General features: G+C 60.1%; 16 protein-coding genes and 1 pseudogene. 6 read left to right on the forward strand and 11 right to left on the reverse strand.

What is annotated here, in order from left to right; genetic code table 11:
- Window positions 1–5: 5 nt before the first annotated feature.
- From AC5YUO_RS15085 to AC5YUO_RS15115, 7 genes and pseudogenes are all read right to left on the reverse strand, one after another.
- Window positions 6–833, reverse strand: coding sequence for a carbohydrate ABC transporter permease (locus AC5YUO_RS15085; RefSeq protein ID WP_020811697.1), 828 nt, complete (start codon window positions 831–833; stop codon window positions 6–8).
- The gene (locus tag AC5YUO_RS15090; protein WP_496155788.1) at window positions 830–1,714 is read right to left on the reverse strand and encodes a carbohydrate ABC transporter permease; all 885 of its coding nucleotides are present in this window, start codon (window positions 1,712–1,714) and stop codon (window positions 830–832) included. Before AC5YUO_RS15090 ends, AC5YUO_RS15085 begins: the two co-directional genes overlap by 4 nt.
- A 68-nt stretch (window positions 1,715–1,782) precedes the next feature.
- Window positions 1,783–3,056: pseudogene (locus AC5YUO_RS15095) on the reverse strand (extracellular solute-binding protein).
- A 73-nt stretch (window positions 3,057–3,129) separates the two neighbouring features.
- Entirely contained in the window at window positions 3,130–4,203 is a 1,074-nt protein-coding gene (locus AC5YUO_RS15100; protein ID WP_496155789.1) for an ABC transporter ATP-binding protein, read from the reverse strand.
- A gap of 7 nt (window positions 4,204–4,210) precedes the next feature.
- Complete coding sequence (gene arfA, locus AC5YUO_RS15105; protein ID WP_496155790.1) at window positions 4,211–5,722, reverse strand: arabinosylfuranosidase ArfA; 1,512 nt, start codon at window positions 5,720–5,722, stop codon at window positions 4,211–4,213.
- A 123-nt stretch (window positions 5,723–5,845) separates the two neighbouring features.
- Window positions 5,846–6,775, reverse strand: coding sequence for an ArsR/SmtB family transcription factor (locus tag AC5YUO_RS15110; RefSeq protein ID WP_003520170.1), 930 nt, complete (start codon window positions 6,773–6,775; stop codon window positions 5,846–5,848).
- Window positions 6,776–6,959: 184 nt separating this feature from the next.
- Window positions 6,960–8,252: an ABC transporter substrate-binding protein gene (locus tag AC5YUO_RS15115; RefSeq protein ID WP_496155791.1), complete on the reverse strand. Its 1,293-nt coding sequence runs from the start codon at window positions 8,250–8,252 to the stop codon at window positions 6,960–6,962.
- 112 nt (window positions 8,253–8,364) lie between these two features.
- Between AC5YUO_RS15115 and AC5YUO_RS15120 the strand changes: the two genes are divergently transcribed.
- The 6 genes from AC5YUO_RS15120 to AC5YUO_RS15145 all read left to right on the forward strand — a co-directional run bounded on the left by AC5YUO_RS15120 (window position 8,365) and on the right by AC5YUO_RS15145 (window position 13,922).
- Window positions 8,365–9,429 (forward strand): LacI family DNA-binding transcriptional regulator, encoded by a 1,065-nt coding sequence (locus AC5YUO_RS15120; protein ID WP_400819063.1) that lies wholly within the window; start codon window positions 8,365–8,367, stop codon window positions 9,427–9,429.
- The gene (locus AC5YUO_RS15125; protein WP_496155792.1) at window positions 9,422–11,299 is read left to right on the forward strand and encodes a DUF2264 domain-containing protein; all 1,878 of its coding nucleotides are present in this window, start codon (window positions 9,422–9,424) and stop codon (window positions 11,297–11,299) included. The genes AC5YUO_RS15120 and AC5YUO_RS15125 overlap by 8 nt, the downstream gene beginning before the upstream one ends.
- Window positions 11,296–12,312: a hydroxyacid dehydrogenase gene (locus AC5YUO_RS15130; protein WP_496155793.1), complete on the forward strand. Its 1,017-nt coding sequence runs from the start codon at window positions 11,296–11,298 to the stop codon at window positions 12,310–12,312. The genes AC5YUO_RS15125 and AC5YUO_RS15130 overlap by 4 nt, the downstream gene beginning before the upstream one ends.
- Window positions 12,309–13,085 carry a sugar phosphate isomerase/epimerase family protein gene (locus AC5YUO_RS15135; protein ID WP_496155794.1) on the forward strand — a complete coding sequence of 259 codons (777 nt, stop codon included), beginning with the start codon at window positions 12,309–12,311 and terminating at the stop codon, window positions 13,083–13,085. The genes AC5YUO_RS15130 and AC5YUO_RS15135 overlap by 4 nt, the downstream gene beginning before the upstream one ends.
- A gap of 100 nt (window positions 13,086–13,185) precedes the next feature.
- Window positions 13,186–13,446 (forward strand): DUF4160 domain-containing protein, encoded by a 261-nt coding sequence (locus AC5YUO_RS15140; RefSeq protein ID WP_496155795.1) that lies wholly within the window; start codon window positions 13,186–13,188, stop codon window positions 13,444–13,446.
- On the forward strand, window positions 13,443–13,922 hold the full coding sequence (locus tag AC5YUO_RS15145) for a helix-turn-helix domain-containing protein (protein ID WP_496155796.1): 480 nt from the start codon (window positions 13,443–13,445) through the stop codon (window positions 13,920–13,922). The genes AC5YUO_RS15140 and AC5YUO_RS15145 overlap by 4 nt, the downstream gene beginning before the upstream one ends.
- 17 nt (window positions 13,923–13,939) lie before the next feature.
- On the opposite strand, the gene AC5YUO_RS15150 is transcribed toward AC5YUO_RS15145, so the two are convergent.
- The 4 genes from AC5YUO_RS15150 to AC5YUO_RS15165 form a co-directional block, all read right to left on the reverse strand.
- Window positions 13,940–15,016 carry an ABC transporter ATP-binding protein gene (locus AC5YUO_RS15150; RefSeq protein ID WP_400819049.1) on the reverse strand — a complete coding sequence of 359 codons (1,077 nt, stop codon included), beginning with the start codon at window positions 15,014–15,016 and terminating at the stop codon, window positions 13,940–13,942.
- Window positions 15,017–15,102: 86 nt separating this feature from the next.
- Window positions 15,103–15,978 (reverse strand): carbohydrate ABC transporter permease, encoded by an 876-nt coding sequence (locus AC5YUO_RS15155; RefSeq protein WP_496155797.1) that lies wholly within the window; start codon window positions 15,976–15,978, stop codon window positions 15,103–15,105.
- Window positions 15,971–16,849 carry a carbohydrate ABC transporter permease gene (locus AC5YUO_RS15160; protein WP_285277765.1) on the reverse strand — a complete coding sequence of 293 codons (879 nt, stop codon included), beginning with the start codon at window positions 16,847–16,849 and terminating at the stop codon, window positions 15,971–15,973. The genes AC5YUO_RS15155 and AC5YUO_RS15160 overlap by 8 nt, the downstream gene beginning before the upstream one ends.
- 81 nt (window positions 16,850–16,930) lie before the next feature.
- Window positions 16,931–18,220 (reverse strand): ABC transporter substrate-binding protein, encoded by a 1,290-nt coding sequence (locus tag AC5YUO_RS15165; protein ID WP_496155798.1) that lies wholly within the window; start codon window positions 18,218–18,220, stop codon window positions 16,931–16,933.
- Window positions 18,221–18,223 lie beyond the last annotated feature (3 nt).

The raw sequence follows: 18,223 nt of genomic DNA on the forward strand, positions 1-18,223 counted from the left end.
ACATCTCAGCCCTTCACACCCGACGATATCATGATGGCCTCCGTCACGCGCCGCTGGAAGATGACATAGGCGATGATGACCGGCAGGGCCGCCAGCATGGCGACGGCCATCAGCCGCGCATAGGCAACCCCGAAAGCGTCGTTGACCTGGGTGATGCCCACCGGGATCGTCATCATGTTTTCGGAGGTGACCACGAGGAAGGGCCAGAAGAAGGCGTTCCATACCGTAATGAAGGTCACGATCGCCATGGCAGTGGTGATGCCCCAGTTGAGCGGCAGATAGACCCGGAACAGGATCGTATATTCGCCGCCGCCATCCAGCACCACCGCCTCGCGCATCTCCTTCGGCACGCTGTCGAAAAACTGCTTGTAGACGATGATGACGATAGGCGTGATCAGCTGCGGCAGGATGATGCCCGCCCAGGTGTTGATGAGGTTGAGGTTCTTCATCAGGATGAACTGGGTGACAACAAGCGTCTGCGCCGGCACCATGAAGCTTGCCAGCACGATGCCATAAAGCAGCCGCCTGCCTGGGAAACGTATCTGTGACAGCGCATAGGCGCAGAGCATGGAAATGAACAGCACCGAGATCGTGACGATGACGGCCGTGCCGATGGAGTTCACATACCAGGTCATCAGCCGGGTATTGAATATCGCATTGAAATAAGCGCCGAGGCGGAACTCGTCCGGCAAAAGCGACATGTTGCCGGCAACGTTCTCATCGGCGCGAAGCGAGGTGACGAAGCTCCAGTAGAGCGGAAAAATCCAGACGAGGGCCGCCGAAAAAGTCAGCAGCGTCAGAACGAGGTTTTCGAGTTTTCTCATCGGGCTCATGAATTCCTCCGGATGCGCAGCAGCTGGAACTGGAAAACGGAAACGATGACGATCAGCAGAAAGAGCACCGTCGCCACCGCCGAGGCATAGCCGCCATTGTTCATCTGGAAGGCCTCGCGATAGACCTTGAGGAGCAGCACGAAGCTGGAATTGAACGGCCCGCCGCCGCTTAAAAGGTAGATCTGGTCGAATATCTTCAGTTGCAGGATCAGTTGCAGCGTCAGGACCAGCGCAGTGACCGGCCACAGAAGCGGCCAGGTGACACGGCGGAAGCGCTGCCAGGTCGTCGCGCCATCCAGAGCCGCAGCCTCATAAAGCTCGGCCGGTATATTCCGCAATCCGGCGATAAAGAGCAGCACATTAAAGCCGTTCGTCCACCAGATGGTGACGACGGCAACCATCGGCATGACCCAATAGGGGTTCTTGAAAACGGCGACGGGCTTGCCCGCCAGCAGCGATATGACCGGCTGGAGAATGCCGAACTGCAGATCGAGCATCCACGCCCAGATTTCGGTGACGACCGAAACCGGCAGCACATAGGGCAGGAAAAACAGGCTCATGGCAATCGTCTGCTTCACGCCCGAGAGGCGGCTGACAGCCAGCGCTATCATCAGGGCGATGACGGTTGTCGGTATGACGGTCAGAAGCACGAAATAGCCGTTGTTCTTGAGCGAGGTGACGAACAGGCGGTCGCCCAGCAGTTTCACGTAATTCTCCAGGCCGACCCAGTTTCCCTCACCGATCAGCGGCGCATCGGTGAAGCTGATGCGCACCATCTCAATCAGCGGATAAAGAAAGAAGGTGGCGAAGACCAGAACGAACGGCGTCACCATCGACAGCGCGATCAGCGATTTCTTGCGCCGGTTTTCAATCATAGCCATGGAATGTCTCCGGGAGCTTGCGCATTGCACCCTGCCCTCCGGGCTCAAACCGGAGGGCAGGCTGCCGATTACCTGAGCTTGCCCTGCAGCTCATCCTTGATCTGCTCCACGGCATCCGTGCTGCTCATGAAGCCTTGGATGGCCGGAGCGATGACGTTGAGCGCCGCGTCATAGGCGGGTGAAGCGACCCCGGTAATGGTGGTCTTCGGATCGAACACCGCCGCTTCCGCCAGCGAGGCATAGGTGGCATTCGGCTGCATCGCCTTGTATTCGCTGCTTTCGGTGATGGACTTGTAAGCTGGAATATGCCCGGCATCGGCCCAGCTGATAGCGTGTTTTTCCATCCAGCCGATCACTTTCATGACCGCGGCGCGTTTTTCGCCGGACACCGTCTTGTCACCTTCGTTCGGAATGGCGAAAGCATGGGAATCCGCCCAGGTGGCGCGCTTGCCCATCAGGGGCGGTACTTCCACCGCACTCCATTTGAAGCCGAGCTTGCCGTTCTTTTCCAGATCCTTGTAGGTCGGAACTTCCCAGACGCCATTCAGCTGGAACGCGGACTTGCCGGCGGAAAACAGCGCCACCGAGGCTTCATATTCCGCCTGTTCGGGGGCCCAGCCGTTCTCCCGCCATCTGGACAGGGTCTCGATGGCCTTTGCCGCCTTTTCCGCATTGTCGCCGGCGAGAACCTCTTTTTCGGTGACGAGTTCGCCGCCCTGTTGCGACAGCAGCGTATAAAACACGCGCCACACCCCGCCTTCGCCACCGGATTGATAGGTGATCGGCGTCTCAACGCCATTGTCCTTCGCCCAGGCCAGCGCCTTCTCGAAATCCTCGATCGTCGTAATGCCGGTCAGCTTGCCCTCGGCATCGAGATAGGGCGAGCCTTTGAGAAGATCGGCATTGTAATAAAGGACAAGCGCATGGATATCGAACGGCACGGCATAGAGTTTGCCGTTCTGGGTGGCCGCTTCCACGGGCGCGCTGAAAAAGTCTCCGGTCTTCAGCTCCGCATCCCCGAGATCCTTTTCGGTGATTTCGCTCAGCACTTTTTCTTCAAGGCCAAGCGGCGCGCGTGACAGGTGATAGGTCATGATATCAGGCCCCTCGCCCACTGCGGAGGCCGTGCGCACCTTGGTATAGAAGGGCACGCCCATTCGAGCGTCGTTCCCTTGACCTGGATGTCCGGGTGTTCCTTGTTGAAGGCATCGATCAACGCCTTCATGCGGACACCGTCACCACCCGACAGAAAGTCCCACCAGATGATATCCTGCTTCGCGAAAGCCGGCAGGGCGCTGAGACCCAGAGCCGCACCAACAAGCAATGTCTTGATCAGTCGCATCGTTCACTCCTCCCGTTTGATCGAACATCCCGTTCAGGGATGGTTTGCTGTTTCGAAAGACGCCTCCTCGCGCCTATCGCAACCGTTTGCCGTCATCGTCGAAAACAAGGACATGGTTGGGCGAGGCGGTAAGCGATACCGACCGGCCATCCAGCCTTTCCCGCGAGCCCTGCCGCTGCACGATGATTTCCTTCCCGGCCCCGGTGCGGGTGTAAAGGTAGGAAAGATCGCCCAGCTCTTCCGCGACCTCGACGACAACAGGCAGGGCGCCCTCTTCCGTAATCGTCAGATGCTCCGGCCGAATTCCGATCTCGACCCGTTGGCTGAGGGAAACGGACTGGGCAAGCCGGGCCTTGAGATGCCCCGCCCCGCCCTCTGGCGCGAGCGTCACGATGCCATCCCCCTGAGAGACGATATCGGCCCGCAGGAAGTTCATCGCAGGTGATCCGATAAAACCGGCCACGAAGCGGTTGTCCGGATCGTCGTAAAGGGTGAGCGGCGCACCCGCCTGCTGCACGATGCCGCCCTTCAGCACGAAAATCCTGTCCGCAAGCGTCATGGCCTCCACCTGATCATGCGTGACGTAGATCATCGTCGCGCCCAGCTTGCGGTGGAGCCGCGTCAGTTCCAGCCGCATCTGCACGCGCAGTTCGGCGTCCAGGTTGGACAGGGGCTCATCGAACAGGAATACCTTCGGCTGCCGCACGATGGCGCGGCCGATGGCCACGCGCTGCCTCTGGCCGCCGGAAAGCTGCGATGGCCGTTTGTGCAGATGCTCCTCGAGCTGGAGGATACGGGCAGCCTCGCCCACCCTCTCCGTCACCTCCGCCTTCGGCCGGCGGGCAAGACGCAGGCTGAAGGCCATGTTCTCGAACACCGTCAGATGCGGATAGAGCGCATAGTTCTGGAACACCATCGCAACGCCGCGATCCGCCGGTTCGACCGCGGTGACATCACGCTCATCGATGGCGATGCGCCCGCCGCTGGTTTCCTCAAGACCGGCGATCATGCGCAACAGCGTGGATTTTCCGCAGCCGGAAGGCCCCACGAAGACCGCGAAGCTGCCGGCTGGAATTTCCATCGAAACATCCCGGATCGCCGCGAAGGATCCGAAGGATTTGGCGACATTGTTGAGACGGACACCCATGGCCGCCTCACTGAACCTTCAGCCGCAGCACATGATAGGACAGCGGCGGCACCGAGCCCTTCAGCGCCCCGTCCTCGACGGCGACGCCGCTGCCCGGCACGGGCACGACGCGGTCCGGCTGATCCGGGCCGTTGCCGAGGCGCAGATCATATCCCGCCATGGCAAGATGCAGGCTGAGCGTGGCGGATGAATAGCCGGTGAGGCTGACATCGATCTCGGCCGCTTCGGTGAGATGGCGGTTGAGCACGAACAGCGTCACCACGCCTTCCGCCTCGTCATAAACACCGGCAACATCGAGATATTTGACGTCATCGGCCGCGTTGCAATCGTAAGTCGGGCAATCGACGGCGACGTTCAGCGCGACGCCACGGCCATAAAGCGAGGCGAACTGATAGGGATAATAGATCGTCTGCCGCCATGCCGGCCCGTTCTTCTCCGCCCGGATGGGGGCGATGACATTGACGAGCTGGGCGATGCAGGCAATGCGAACCCGGTCCGAACGGCGGATGAATTCGTTGAGCAGGCCGGCGACAAACAGCGCATCTTCGAAGTTGTATGTCTCTTCCAGAAGTGCCGGCGCTTCCGGCCAGTCCCAGCTCTTGATGCGTTTGCCGTCTTCTTCGCGGATGTGATACCAGACGTTCCATTCGTCGAAGCAGATGGAAACCTCGTTCTTGGCGCGCTTCTTGGCCTTCACATAATCGATGACCCCGGCAATCGTCTGGATATAGCGCCCGGTTTCCTCGATCTTGCCGAAATAATTCAGCGTGTCGCGGCTGTTATTGCCGAAATATTTGTGCAGCGAGATGTGGTCGACATTCTCATAGCACTCCTCCAGCACCTCGCGCTCCCATTCGGGATAGGTCGGCATGCCGTCATTGGAACTGCCGCAGACAATCGCTTCAATCGTCGGATCGAAACCCTTGAAAGCCTTGGCGGTTTCATTGGCCAGCCGGCCATATTCCACCGCCGTCTTGTGACCGATCTGCCAGGGGCCGTCCATCTCGTTGCCGAGGCACCACATTTTCACGCCGTGGGGTTTTTCCGTGCCGTGGCTGCGGCGCAGATCGCTGAGCGTGGTGCCGCCCGGAAAATTCACGTATTCGAGGAAATTGCGAGCATCATCCAGACCACGGGAACCGAGATTGACGGCGAGCATCATCTCGATGCCGGCCATCTGCGCCCAGTCGGCGAATTCGTTGATGCCGATCTGGTTGGTTTCCTTGGAGCGCCATGCGAGGTCGAGACGGATAGGGCGCTGGTCGCGCGGGCCGATGCCGTCTTCCCAGCGATAGGCGGAAACGAAGTTGCCGCCGGGGTAGCGAATGGCGGGAATTTTCAGATCCTGCACGAATTTCAGAACGTCCCTGCGAAAGCCGTTTTCATCCGCCTGCGGATGGCCGGGCTCGTAGATGCCGCCATAGATGGCACGCCCCATATGTTCGATGAAGGCGGAATAAAGACGATCGTCGATACGCCCAATCCGGAAGTCCCGGTGGACTGAAACCCGCGCTTTCATAAGGCTCTCCTCCCCTGCGCATTTATATCTCAAAATATGATATAAACCATATTTGATAATATAGTTGCCGAGGGAATCCGCGCCTGTCAACCGCGAAAATCATACTTTTGAAAATTGGCTGGATCAGCCCGCGGTGCGCAGGCGCAGGACGATGTCCTGATCGTAATTCCCGAAGCCGCGGCCAAAGATATTCAGCCCGCCGGGATGTTTCGCATCGGCCTTGACCTCGATGCGCAAGCGGATGGAACGGTGGCTGGTCAGATCGATATCGGCCAGCGTCACATCCGAAATCCGGGTTCCGTCGACATAGGTTCCCTGCGCCGTGATGCGCCAGGTCTTGAGCATGCCATATTGGGAACCGGAGAGCTTCCACCAGTCCGGCGTAAACGCGCCGCGCTTGTCGCCGAAGTCGCCGGGCGAGGTCCAGACCCCGATTTCCCTGCCGTTGACGGATAGCGTAATATCGGATGGCCAGTTGCTGTGCGTTCCCGGCACTTCGGAACTGACCTCCATCGAAAACTCGATTTCCTCGACTTCCCGCCCTTGAATCTTGGCATTATTGGGAAATTGATATTCCACGAAGCCTGAGGTCAACCACAGCAGCGCCGCCTTCATGCGGTCCGGATCCATGAATGTATCGGGCACATCGAGAAGGCCGATGATGCCCTCCGGCGAGCAGATGCCGCAGGGCGCGGTGACCGAACTTTGGGTGTAAAGACCGAGCGGCATGGCGACCGCGATGTAATTCGATGCGACCGGCGCCTCGGGTTTCCGGAACGAAACAATGAGTTCGTCGCAGGTGGCGAAGCAGATTTTCTGGTTGCCCTTGCGCGCCTTGCGCGTTTCGGTTCGCAGCAGCCCCGCTTCCTCGAGAACGGCCACGCCGGCGGAAACGGTGGACTGGGGCAGCTCCAGTCTCTGCGCGATTTCGTTGACGTTGAGGCCGCTCGCCTCATGCAGCAGCTTCAATATCTGCACGCGGATCAGCGATGCCGCCGCTTTCAGGACATCGAATTCTTTTTCAGCATCAACGAGCAGGAAATTGGGCGCCATATTCTAATCTTCAGATTTATCGATCCAGATCAGAATTTCTGGCTTAAATGCCATGCACTTGTCCAGTGCTGTTTGTCATGCGGACGCTTTTGAAAGGCGTGAAGCGCCATTCACCCCAGGCGCTTCGTGAAAAAAGAGCACCGCCACACGGTCTCGATACCGTATGGCGGTGCCCGTTTCGTCGTCAGCCGCGCTTGCGCAGGGTCCGCGTGCCGGTGTCGACGAGGTTTTGCGCCGCTTCATCCACGCTGGCGCGGCCGAAGGCGAGCGAATCGGCAATGGGGCGCATCACGCCACGGTCGAACTCATTGGCGCCGATCGGCGCGGGTTCCGGATAGGAATCGAGCTTGCCCGACAGGCTTTCGATATAATCCACCGTCTTGCGCTCGGTCTCGTTGAGGCTCGGCAACAGGGCCTCACGCACGACCTTGGCCGGCGGCACGCCACGCTCGACCCCGAGCACCTTGCCGGCTTCGAGATCGTTGACGAAGAAATTGATGAATTTCGCCGCCGCTTCCGCATTGGTCGAGGTGGAGGAAATGGACCAGATGAGCCCCGGCCGGTAATAATGCCCGGTCGGCTTGCCCGGCCCCTCACCCGGCAGCATGCCGATGGACAGCGTCTGTTTATTGAGCTTCTGATAACCGACAAGCTGGTTGGAATAGGCAAAGCCGATGGCCGAATTGCCGAGCGTCAGGGCATTGGATTCGATGGTATTGTCGTCACGCGTCTGGATATCGGCGGAAACGCAGAGCTTGTTCTCGCGCAGGTCCTCCCAATAGGCGAACCATTCCTTCGCATCTTCCTTGTTGAAGCCAATGGTGCCGTCCTGAAACAGCAGCTTGCCGCGCTGGCGCAGCCAGACATCGAAAACATAATGATAACGCGCGCCATAGGGAACCGCCCAGTAGTTCCGTTTTGCCGGACCGTTCTTCTTGAAATCGCGCGCCAGTTCCGAGAGCGCCTTCCAGGTGATCTGCTCCTGCGGCACGGAAACGCCGGCTTCCTTCAGCGTATCGGCATCGTACATCATGCAGAAGGAATTCAACCCGAGGCCGACGCCGTAAAGCTTGCCGTCGATGCGGCAAAGATCGACCTCGCTTTTGCCGAAGGTGGAAAGATCGAGCGACTTGCCGACGAACTGGTCCAGCTCCATGCAGGCGCCACGGCCGGAATAATCGGCAATGGTGGAAGGTTCGAGCTGGAAGATGTCGGCAACGTTGCGCCCCGCCATCGATGTCGCAAGCTTGGTCCAGTAATCGGAACCGGCGATCATTTCGCCGCTGATCTCCGTCTGCGGGTTAGCCTTCTGGTACAGGGCGATCACATCGTTGGTGCGCTTGCTGCGGTCAGCCGATCCCCACCATACGCAGCGAAGCCGGGTCTCAGCCGCGGCCGCGCGAAAACCGCCCGCTGACATACCGAGACCGGCCAGCGCCGCCGTCACCAAAAATCCACGTCTATCGATAGTTTGCATCTGCTCCTCCCGCGTTTTGCAAATTTTTCACTGCCTACTTAAATTCTTGCAAATTTTCTTAGTTTGCAATATTTGCATCATATTAGATTTTTTTGCAAGCGCAGGAGACGATATGAACGACACGCCCGACATCAGCCGCCCGCGCCAGTCGGATATCGCCCAGCGCGCCGGCGTTTCCATCAGCACCGTCTCGCGCGTTCTCGCAGGGGAAAAAGGTATCAGCGCGTCGATCCAGACCAAGGTTCTGGGGGTGGCGGCGGAGCTCGGTTATCCGTTGCGGCCGGTCACGACCCAGACCGGCGGCGTGCCGCTGGAGGGCAAGAAAATCCTCGCCCTCATGTCCGCCGAAAGGGCGACCGGCGATATCGGCGCTTTCTACCACGATATTTTCGACATGCTGCGCAGCCTTGCCCAGACGGATGGTTTCGAACTCGACATCCGGCTTTTGCACCAGAAACAGGTCGATGACGCACTCACCCAGCGGGTCTGCGAGGTGGACGGCCTTCTCGCCATCGGCCTCGACCCCGAGGACGAAATCATCCACCGCATCACGCAGGGTGTGCTGCAACCGGTTCTGGTCAACAGCGCCGATCCCTCGATGATGCTGGATTGTGTCTCCCCTTCCAATTTTTACGGCGGCGCTCTGGCGGCGCGGCGGCTGCTGGAACTCGGTCACCGCAAGGTCGCCTATATCGGCCCGCATCATCGCCACACCATAAGGGAACGTATGCGCGGCTTCCGCCATACCATCCTTGACGAAGAGGGAACGACCTATGAGGAGTTTCTGCTTTCGACGGCGGATAGCGGTTTTGGGCAGGCGGGCGATGCGGTTCGCCAGCTATTGGCCAAAAACCCTGAACTGACAGGCATTTTCTGCATGAATGACGCGATTGCGCTCGGGGCGCTGGGGGCAGCGCAGGAGCTTGGTCTCGCCGTGCCGGACGATCTTTCCATCATCGGCTTCGACGACCTGCCCTTTGCCGAACTCTCCACCCCCCGTCTCAGCACCATCCGGGTCGACCGCCGCGAAATCGCCCGCGAGGCGGTGGAGCTGATGCGCCGCCGGCTGACGGAACCTTCCGCCAATGCCCGTCAGGTGCAGCTTGGCGTGCAGCTGGTGGAAGGACAGACGGCCGGCAAGGCGAAAAAGACGGGAAAGGCGACACGCGATGCATGACACCATGACCAGATCCAATATGGCCAGATTCAATCCGCTGCATGGCAATCCGCTCAAAAGCCGCGAAGATGTCCGGCGGGCGCTGGATGAAAGTTTTGCGCCGCTTCTTGCCCATTTTTCGCCGGGTGGCGCAAGAGTGACGCTGAGCGGCACCGCCGCGCATTTCGACCGGGCGGCGGCCGATCTGGAAGGTTTTGCCCGGCCGCTCTGGGGCATCGCACCGCTTGCGCTGAGCGGCGATCATTTCGACCACTGGCCGCTTCTGGCACGGGGAATAGCCAACGGCACCGATCCTTCCCATCCCGAATATTGGGGCGATGTGCGCCAGAAAGACCAGCGGCTGGTGGAGCTTGCCGCGCTTGGTTTTGCGCTGCGGCTTGCGCCGCAGCACCTGTGGGAACCGCTGTCCGACGCGCAGAAAGACAATGTGCGCCGTTATCTGCTGACCGCGCGCGAGCGCAATTACGCCGATAATAACTGGAAGTTTTTCCGGGTGATGGTCGACATGGCGCTGGATCATCTCGGCATCGACTTCGACCGCAGCCTGACAGAAACATTCCAGAAGGAACTGGACGAATTCTATATCGCCGACGGCTGGTATCGCGACGGTAATTATCGCCGCATCGACCACTACATCGCCTTCGCCATGCATTTTTACGGCCTGATCTACGCGAAACTCAGCAAGCCTGACGATGCCTACGCCGCACGTTATCGCGAACGCGCCCGCCTCTTTGCCGGCGATTTCGCAAGCTGGTTCGATGAGGATGGCGGCACGCTCGCCTTCGGCCGCTCCATGACCTACCGCTTCGCCTGCGGCGGCTTCTGGGCCGGCCTTGCCTTTGCCGATGAGGAGGCGTTGCCCTGGGGCGGGATCAAGGGGCTTTATCTGCAGCATCTGCGCTGGTGGGCGAAAAAGCCGATTGCCGACCGCGATAGCGTGCTTTCCATCGGTTATGCCTATCCGCAGCTGACCATGTCGGAAAGCTATAATTCGGCGGGCTCGCCTTACTGGGCCTTCAAGGCCTTCCTGCCGCTCGCCCTGCCGGAAAGCCACCCCTTCTGGCAGGCGGAAGAAAAGCTGCCTAAAGTCTCCAACACACCGCACCCGCTCGTTCATCCCGGCATGGTGATGATGCGGACCAGCGGCAATGTCACGGCGCTTTCCAGTGGGCAGGAAAACCTATCCATGCGCGGCGGGCCGGAGAAATATGCCAAATTCGCCTATTCCTCCCGTTACGGTTTCGGCGTGGAAGTGGACGAACGTGGTTTCAGGACCAACGGTTTCGACAATATGCTGGCCTTCTCCGAAGACGGCCTGCATTACCGCGTGCGCGAGACCAACCAAACGGCTCTGCTGGCAGGGGAAAACCTGCGGGCGACATGGAAGCCGTTTCCGGATGTCGACGTTGAAACGACGCTGGTTGCGGCTGGCGGCTGGCATATCAGGCTGCACCGGATCGCCTCCGCCCGCCCCCTTTCGGTCAACGAAGGCGGCTTCGCCATCAACCGCAACGATGGCGACCGCGATGCCGTGCGCGAAGAGACCGGCCGGGCGACCGTCGATTGCGGCACGGACATCTCCGCCATTGTCGATCTCGGTTCGAGCGTGACCCGCCATGGCGTGGCGCTGAAGGCGCTGCCCAACACCAATCTCATCAACGCCAAGACCACGGTGCCGCAATTGCGGGGCGAGATTCCGGCGGGCGAAACCCTGCTTGTCTGTGCGGTCTTTGTCGGGGTGACCGGGTCTGAAAGTGAAAAGGCGCTGGTGACGGTTCCAGCCCTTCCGGATATGGAGGCGCTCGACCGCCTGTTTGCGGAACGGGGCGTTCCGGTCAGCAGCATGGTGGCAACGGGAGAGCCGCAATGACGAGCCCGCTTCCGCGTCTCAGCCTTGCCATGGACCCGGAGCGAACCCAGCATGTGCTGACACCGCAGGCGCTCGACAGGCTGTCGCAGAGCGTCGATATCATCGACACGGGGCGGATCTGCGATTTCCACGCCGCTTCGGTGAAGGAGCAGCTGGCGCGGACGGATATTCTTCTGACCGGCTGGGGCTGTCCGGATATCGGCGCGCGGGAACTGGCGCTGATGCCACATCTCAGGCTGATCTCCCATGCCGCCGGCACGGTCAAATATTTCCTGTCGCAGGCGGTGTTCGATCGTGGCGTTACCGTCTGCAGCGCGGCGGAGGCGAATGCGCAGCCGGTCGCCGAATTTTCGCTGGCGATGATCCTGCTCGCCGGCAAGCGCACCTTCGGTTTCCGGCGTCTTTATCTGGAGCATCGCGACCGCACCCCTGTCGAGCGATTGCAGGCGCAGGCCATTGGCAATCTCGGCCTGACGGTCGGTATCGTCGGCGCATCGCGCATCGGGCGTCGCGTCATCAATCTGTTGCAGCCTTTCGATCTCAACCTCATCCTTTTCGATCCGCTTCTAAGCGCCGCGGAGGCGGAAAAGCTCGGCGTGCAGCTTGTGTCGCTCGAGGAGCTGATGGCGGTGAGCGATGTCATTTCCCTGCATGCGCCTTCCCTGCCGCAGACACGCCATATGATCGGCGCGGCAGCGCTTGCCCGCATGAAGGACGGTGCGACCCTGATCAATACGGCGCGCGGCGCGCTGGTGGATGAAGACGCGCTTCTGGCCGAACTGAAAACCGGGCGCATCGAAGCCGTCATCGACGTGACCGACCCGGAAGTGCCGCCGCCGGCTTCCCCCTTCTACAGCCTGCCGAATGTGTTCCTCACACCGCATATCGCCGGCGCCACCGGCCTTGAACGCGCAAGGCTCGGCGACATGGCGATTGCCGAGATCGAACACTTCTGCCGCGCGGCACCCTTGCAACAGCAGGTGCGGCCGGAACATCTGGAATTGATCGCATGAGAATGTTTGAGCCGGGCCTCTGCTCCGTCACCTTTCGTTCCCTGTCGGTGCAAGCCGTCATCGACCTTGCCGCCGTAAATGGCATTAAGTCCATCGAATGGGGTGCGGATATCCATGTGCCGCCCGGCGACCTTGCCAATGCAAGGGATGTGGCGGCGCGGACCGCGGAAGCCGGCCTCTCCGTCTCGTCCTACGGCTCCTATATCTTTGCGCCGGATTTTACGCCGGAAGATGTGGCTGCCGTGCTCGAAACCGCAAAGGCCCTCGGCGCCGGCCATATCCGCATCTGGCCGGGCAGCCGCAAACGCCCATCGGCCGATTACTCCTCCGGCGAACGACGCGCGGCGACGGAGGCCCTGGCGACAATCGCCCGCCGGGCGGACAGCTATGGCATGACAATCGGCCTCGAATATCATCCCAACTCACTGACGGACACCCTGCCCTCGGCCCTGCAACTCATGCAGGACTTGCCGATGCCCAACCTCTTCTTTTACTGGCAACCCTCCCCCGGCCTGCCGCTGGACGACGCACTGGCGGAAATATCCGCACTCGGCTCCCGCATCTGCCATCTGCATGTCTTTGCCTGGCTCGCCGATGCCAGCCGCCTGCCGCTTGCCGAGCGCGCGGATTATTGGCGGGCGTGCATCGCTGCATTGCCGGAAAGCGGCTGGAAAAAACCGGCTTTCGCGATGCTCGAATTCGTAAAGGGTGACGATGTCGGGCAGTTTGCCGAGGACGCGGCGGTTCTCAGAGACATTCTTTACAGAACATAGAACCCGCCTTCTACCTGCCCGCTGGCTGAAAATAAGCTCCATCCCCTCTCTTCACATAGTGAAATTTATGCACTATGTTTTATTGGTGGCGTGGGGCTGCATGGGCAAACTCATTCAGATCGGGAACATCATCATACGCGTCTATGCGAACGATCATTTGCCGCCGCACTTTCACATCATAACACCGGATGCCGATGCCCTTGTCGACATCGAAACTCTGGAAATCCTGCGCGGCAAGTTATCCCGCAGGGCTGAAGCCGAAGCTTTGGCATGGGCAAGAACCAATGGGAACCTGATTGTCGATGAATGGAATCGGACAAACCCGCGTTTTCCCATCATAGCAAAGGGAAAGAAGTCATGACACCACGTGTCAAAACCATCCTGCCCAATCCGCCCTGCACGCTCACCATCGACTGGGCCGACGGAAGCCAATCGACCGCCGATCTGACTGGATGGATAGCGACCGGAGGAGAATTGCTCAATCCGCTCCGTTCGGCAGATATCTGGAAGACCGCGACAGTCGCCGATTATGGCGCGACTGTGGAATGGGACGGAGACGACCTGGCGATCGATGCCTATCACCTTTACCAGATCGCAGAGGACCAGCGGGACTTCGATGTGGAGGATCTGCGCAAATGGCAGGAGGAAATCGGCCTTTCCAATAATGAGGCGGCGGATTTTCTCGGCGTCACTTTGCGGACGTGGAACAACTATCGTGCAGGCACGCCTGTAAGCCACGCGGTCAAGATGCTGCTGCGGGCCACCCAGCGCGACCCGCTTCTGATGCATGCGCATTTCCGGCCACGCCGTCCCGGACGCCCGAAACACGCGGCGTAAGACGGCTGCCGGCAGCGCTATATCCGCCGCCCATCCGCCCCGAACAGATGCGTCTTCGAAAGGTCAAAGGCAAAGGGAATGGTCTCGCCGATACGGATATGGCGCTGGCCATCCAGCAGCACGGTGGCGGGCTGACCGTCAGGGGTCGCGGTGTAGACCACCGTTGAGCCGCCGAGATGTTCGACGAGCTGGATCGAGGCTTCACCGAGCGAAGCGGATTGCGCCTGCGGGTTCACATGTTCGGGACGCACGCCGAAGGTGAGCGGTTCGCCCTGTTGCGCGGCGACCGGTTTTTCCAGCACGATGCGCTGGCCGGCGACCTCGATGGTGCGGTTGGAACTGTCGCCCGAAGCCACTTTCGCGGAGAGGAAATTCATCTTCGGCGAGCCGATGAAACCGGCGACGAACTGGTTGGCGGGATTGTTATAGAGATCGAGCGGGCGGCCGACCTGCATGATGCGGCCGTCACGCAGGACCACGATCTTGTCGGCCATGGTCATGGCTTCCACCTGGTCATGCGTCACATAGATCATGGTGCTGCCGAGCGTCTGGTGCAGCTTGGCGATTTCGACGCGCATCTGCACGCGCAGTTCCGCATCGAGGTTGGAAAGTGGCTCGTCGAACAGGAAGATTTTAGGCTCGCGCACGATGGCGCGGCCGATTGCGACGCGCTGGCGCTGGCCGCCCGAGAGCGCCTTCGGCTTGCGCTGCAAGAGCGGGCCGATCTGCAGGATATCGGCGGCCTTCTGCACCCGTGCCTGAATTTCCGGCTTCTTGTAACCCGCCGTTTCGAGACCGAAGGCGAGGTTCTTGTAGACGCTCATATGCGGATAAAGCGCATAGGACTGGAAGACCATGGCAATGCCGCGCTTGGAGGCCGCCGTTTCGTTGACCCTTTCGCCATCGATACGCAGATCGCCTTCGGAGATTTCCTCAAGCCCGGCGATCATGCGCAGAAGCGTGGATTTGCCACAGCCCGAAGGGCCGACGAAGACGGTGAATTCGCCCGGCTCGATCTTGAGATCGATGCCATGGATGACCGGAAAAGCGCCGAACCGCTTGACGATTTTTTCGAGCGTAATGCTGCTTGCCATGCTGTTTCTCCCGACTGCCGCGCCGCATGTTGGGCGGCGGCGACAGTGTTGATTGTCTTAAAATGCGTTCCCGATCCGGGTTCCGTTCAGCGTTTCATTCCCGTCGTGGCGATGCCTTCGATGAGCAGCCGCTGGAAGAACAGGAAGAACAGGAAGACCGGCACCAGCGACAGGTTGGACATGGCGAAAAGCGAGGTCCAGTCCGAACTGCCGGTGGAATCCACGAAGGAGCGGAGGCCGAGCTGCACGGTGTAGGTGTTTATGTCGTTCAGATAGATCAGCGGCCCGAAGAAGTCGTCCCAGGTCCAGATGAAGGAAAAGATGGCGGCCGTCGCCAGCACCGGCAGCGACAAGGGCAGCATGATCTTCCAGTAGATGCGGAAGGGTGAACAACCATCCATGACGGCCGCCTCGTCCAGCTCGCGCGGGATGCCGCGGAAGAACTGCACCATCAAGAAGATGAAGAAGGCATCCGTCGCGAGGTACTTCGGCACGATCAACGGCAGCGAGGTGTTCACCCAGCCCATTTCCAGAAACAGGATATATTGCGGGATGAGCACGACGTGATAGGGCAACATCAAGGTGCCGAGCATCAGCGCGAACCAGAAATTGCGCCCGCCAAAGCGAAGCCTTGCAAAGGCGAAGGCGGCAAGCGAGCAGCCGACCACGTTTCCTATGGTGGCCAGCACCGAGATGAAGAAGGAATTCCAGAAGAACTGCCCGAAACTCACCTGCAGTCCCGTCCAGCCGCGAATATAGCCGCCTAAATCGACCGCCGAGGGAATGAGCGAGGAGGAGCCGAACAGCTCGTCCTGCGGCCGGAAAGAGCCTGAAATCATCCACAGGATCGGATAGAGCATCGCGAAGGAGGCGATGATCAGCGCCGTGTGGAGCATCACCGATTTCAGCGGCGTGCGTTGCGGGCCTTGTCCGGGCCGGGGAGCGGTAACAGCGTCAGTCATCGTAATGCACCCAGTATTTCGCGCTGAGGAACGAGAAGGCCGTGAACAGCGAGATGATGATCACCAAAATCCAGGCAAGCGCCGAGGCATAGCCCATGCGGAAGAAACCAAAGGCTTCCTGATAGAGGTAGAGCGTGTAGAACAGCGTCGAGTTGATCGGCCCGCCGGTGCCTTCGGAAATGATGAAGGCGGGCGTGAAGGCCTTGAAGGCGTCGATCGTCTGGATCACCGCGTTGAAGAAGATCACCGGCGTCAGGAGCGGCAGGGTAATGCGGAAGAACTGCCGCACCTTGCTTGCACCGTCGATTTCGGCGGCTTCATACATATCCTGCGGGATTTGTCTGAGACCCGCGAGAAAGATGATCATCGGCGAGCCGAACTGCCAGACCGACAGGATGACCAGCGTGTAGATCGAATAATCCGGATTGGAAATCCAGCTCGGCCCTTCGTAACCGAAGGCCTGCCACAGGATCATGTTGACGAGACCATCGGAGGCGAAAAGCTGGCGCCAGAGCACGGCAATCGCGACACTCGAACCCAGCAGCGACGGCAGGTAGAAGATCGCCCGATAGAGCGTCAGACCCTTGATGCCGCGGTTGAAGGCGAGCGCGACGAGCAGCGCGAAGATCAGCTTCAGCGGCACCGACAGCAGCACATAGGTAAAGGTGACCTGCATGGCTGCGGCGAATTTCGGATCGGCGGTGGCGATGCGCACGTAATTGGCCGCCCCCACCCAGTCCGGCGACTGCAACAGGTCGTAATTGGTGAAGGACAGATAAAGCGACGCGAGCGCGGGACCGAGGGTGAGGCCGAAAAAGCCTATCAGCCAGGGCAGGAGAAACAGATAGGCGTGAATATTGCGGTCGAACATCCGCTTCACGCTGCCCCGCTTCGGGAGAGCCGCGCCACGGCTCTCCCCCACAAGAGTTTCAGATCGAAAGGCCATAAACCATCACTTCCGTTTGATAACGGTTTCGGATTCCTTGACGAGGCGGTCACCGCCCTCTTCCGGCGTGATCTTGCCGAAGCCAACTTCTTCCGCCGTGCGTTTCAAAACGAAGGCGAATTCGCCCGCGCCCGGAGGCGGCGCCGGCGGCAGATCGCCGACGCCGGGGGTAATCTCGGCGATATAGTCCACCATGGTCTTGCTGACCTCGTCGAGCTTGCTGCTCAACTGGCTGCGCATGGATTCCGATGCCGGAACGCCGCGTTCGACGCCGAGAATATCGATGCCCTGCGGGTCGGCGACCAGGAAGTTGATGAAACCGACCGCCTGCTCGATGCCGGTGCTGCCATTGGCGACGCTGATGAGCATGGAGGGCTTCAGATAATGGCCGGAAGGGCCATCCTTCGTGCTCTTCGGATAGGAGCTTATGGCAAGTTTCGCCTTGTTGAGCTTCTGATAACCGACGAACTGGTTGGAATGGGCGAATGCGGTGGCCGCCTTGCCCGTCGTCAAAGGGTTGGTTTCGATATTGAGCTGGTCCAGCGCCTGCACATCGGCCGGCACGCAGGCGCCGCTCTTGCGAAGGTCCGCCCAGAGCGTGAACCATTTGGTCGCATCGGTCGGATCGAAGCCGATCGCGCCATCCTGCGTATAAAGCGACTTGCCGTTCTGACGCAGCCAGTTTTCAAAGCTCGGCTCCACGCCGCTGGCATCGGCCGTGGCGTAATAACCGGGTTTCGGCTTGTTCTTGCTGAGCTTGGCGGCGTTTTCGGCAAACTCCTCCCAGGTCTGGCCGATCGCCGGCGGTGTCGCGCCGGATTTTTCCCAGGCCGCCTTGTCGAAGAAGACCGCGCTGGAATTGACCCCGAGATTGATACCGTAAAGCTTGCCATCGACCCGGCCGGAATCGATGTTCATCTTGCCGAAATCCTCGATCTTCAGGCCCTTGCCGATATAGTCGTCGAGCGGCGCCAAGGCGCCGCGACGGCCATATTCGAAGATGTAACGATAATCCATCTGGATCAGGTCAGGCGCGTTACGGCCTGCCACCTGCGTGGCAAGGCGCGGCCAGTAATCACTCCAGCCGGCAAATTCGCCCGCGATATCGAGATCGGGCTTGACCTGTTTGTAAGCCGCAATCGCCTTGTTGGTGCGATCGGCGCGTTCCTGCGACCCCCACCACAACATGCGAAGGCGCGCGGCCTGCGCCTGCGCCGACCCTCCTCCCAATGTTGCAAGCGACAGGGCCGCAAGCCCTGCTGAAAGCACAGTTCTCCTGTGAAGCATCATGGGCATTGG

The sequence above is a fragment of the Agrobacterium sp. LEGMi-208b genome (assembly GCF_059511785.1).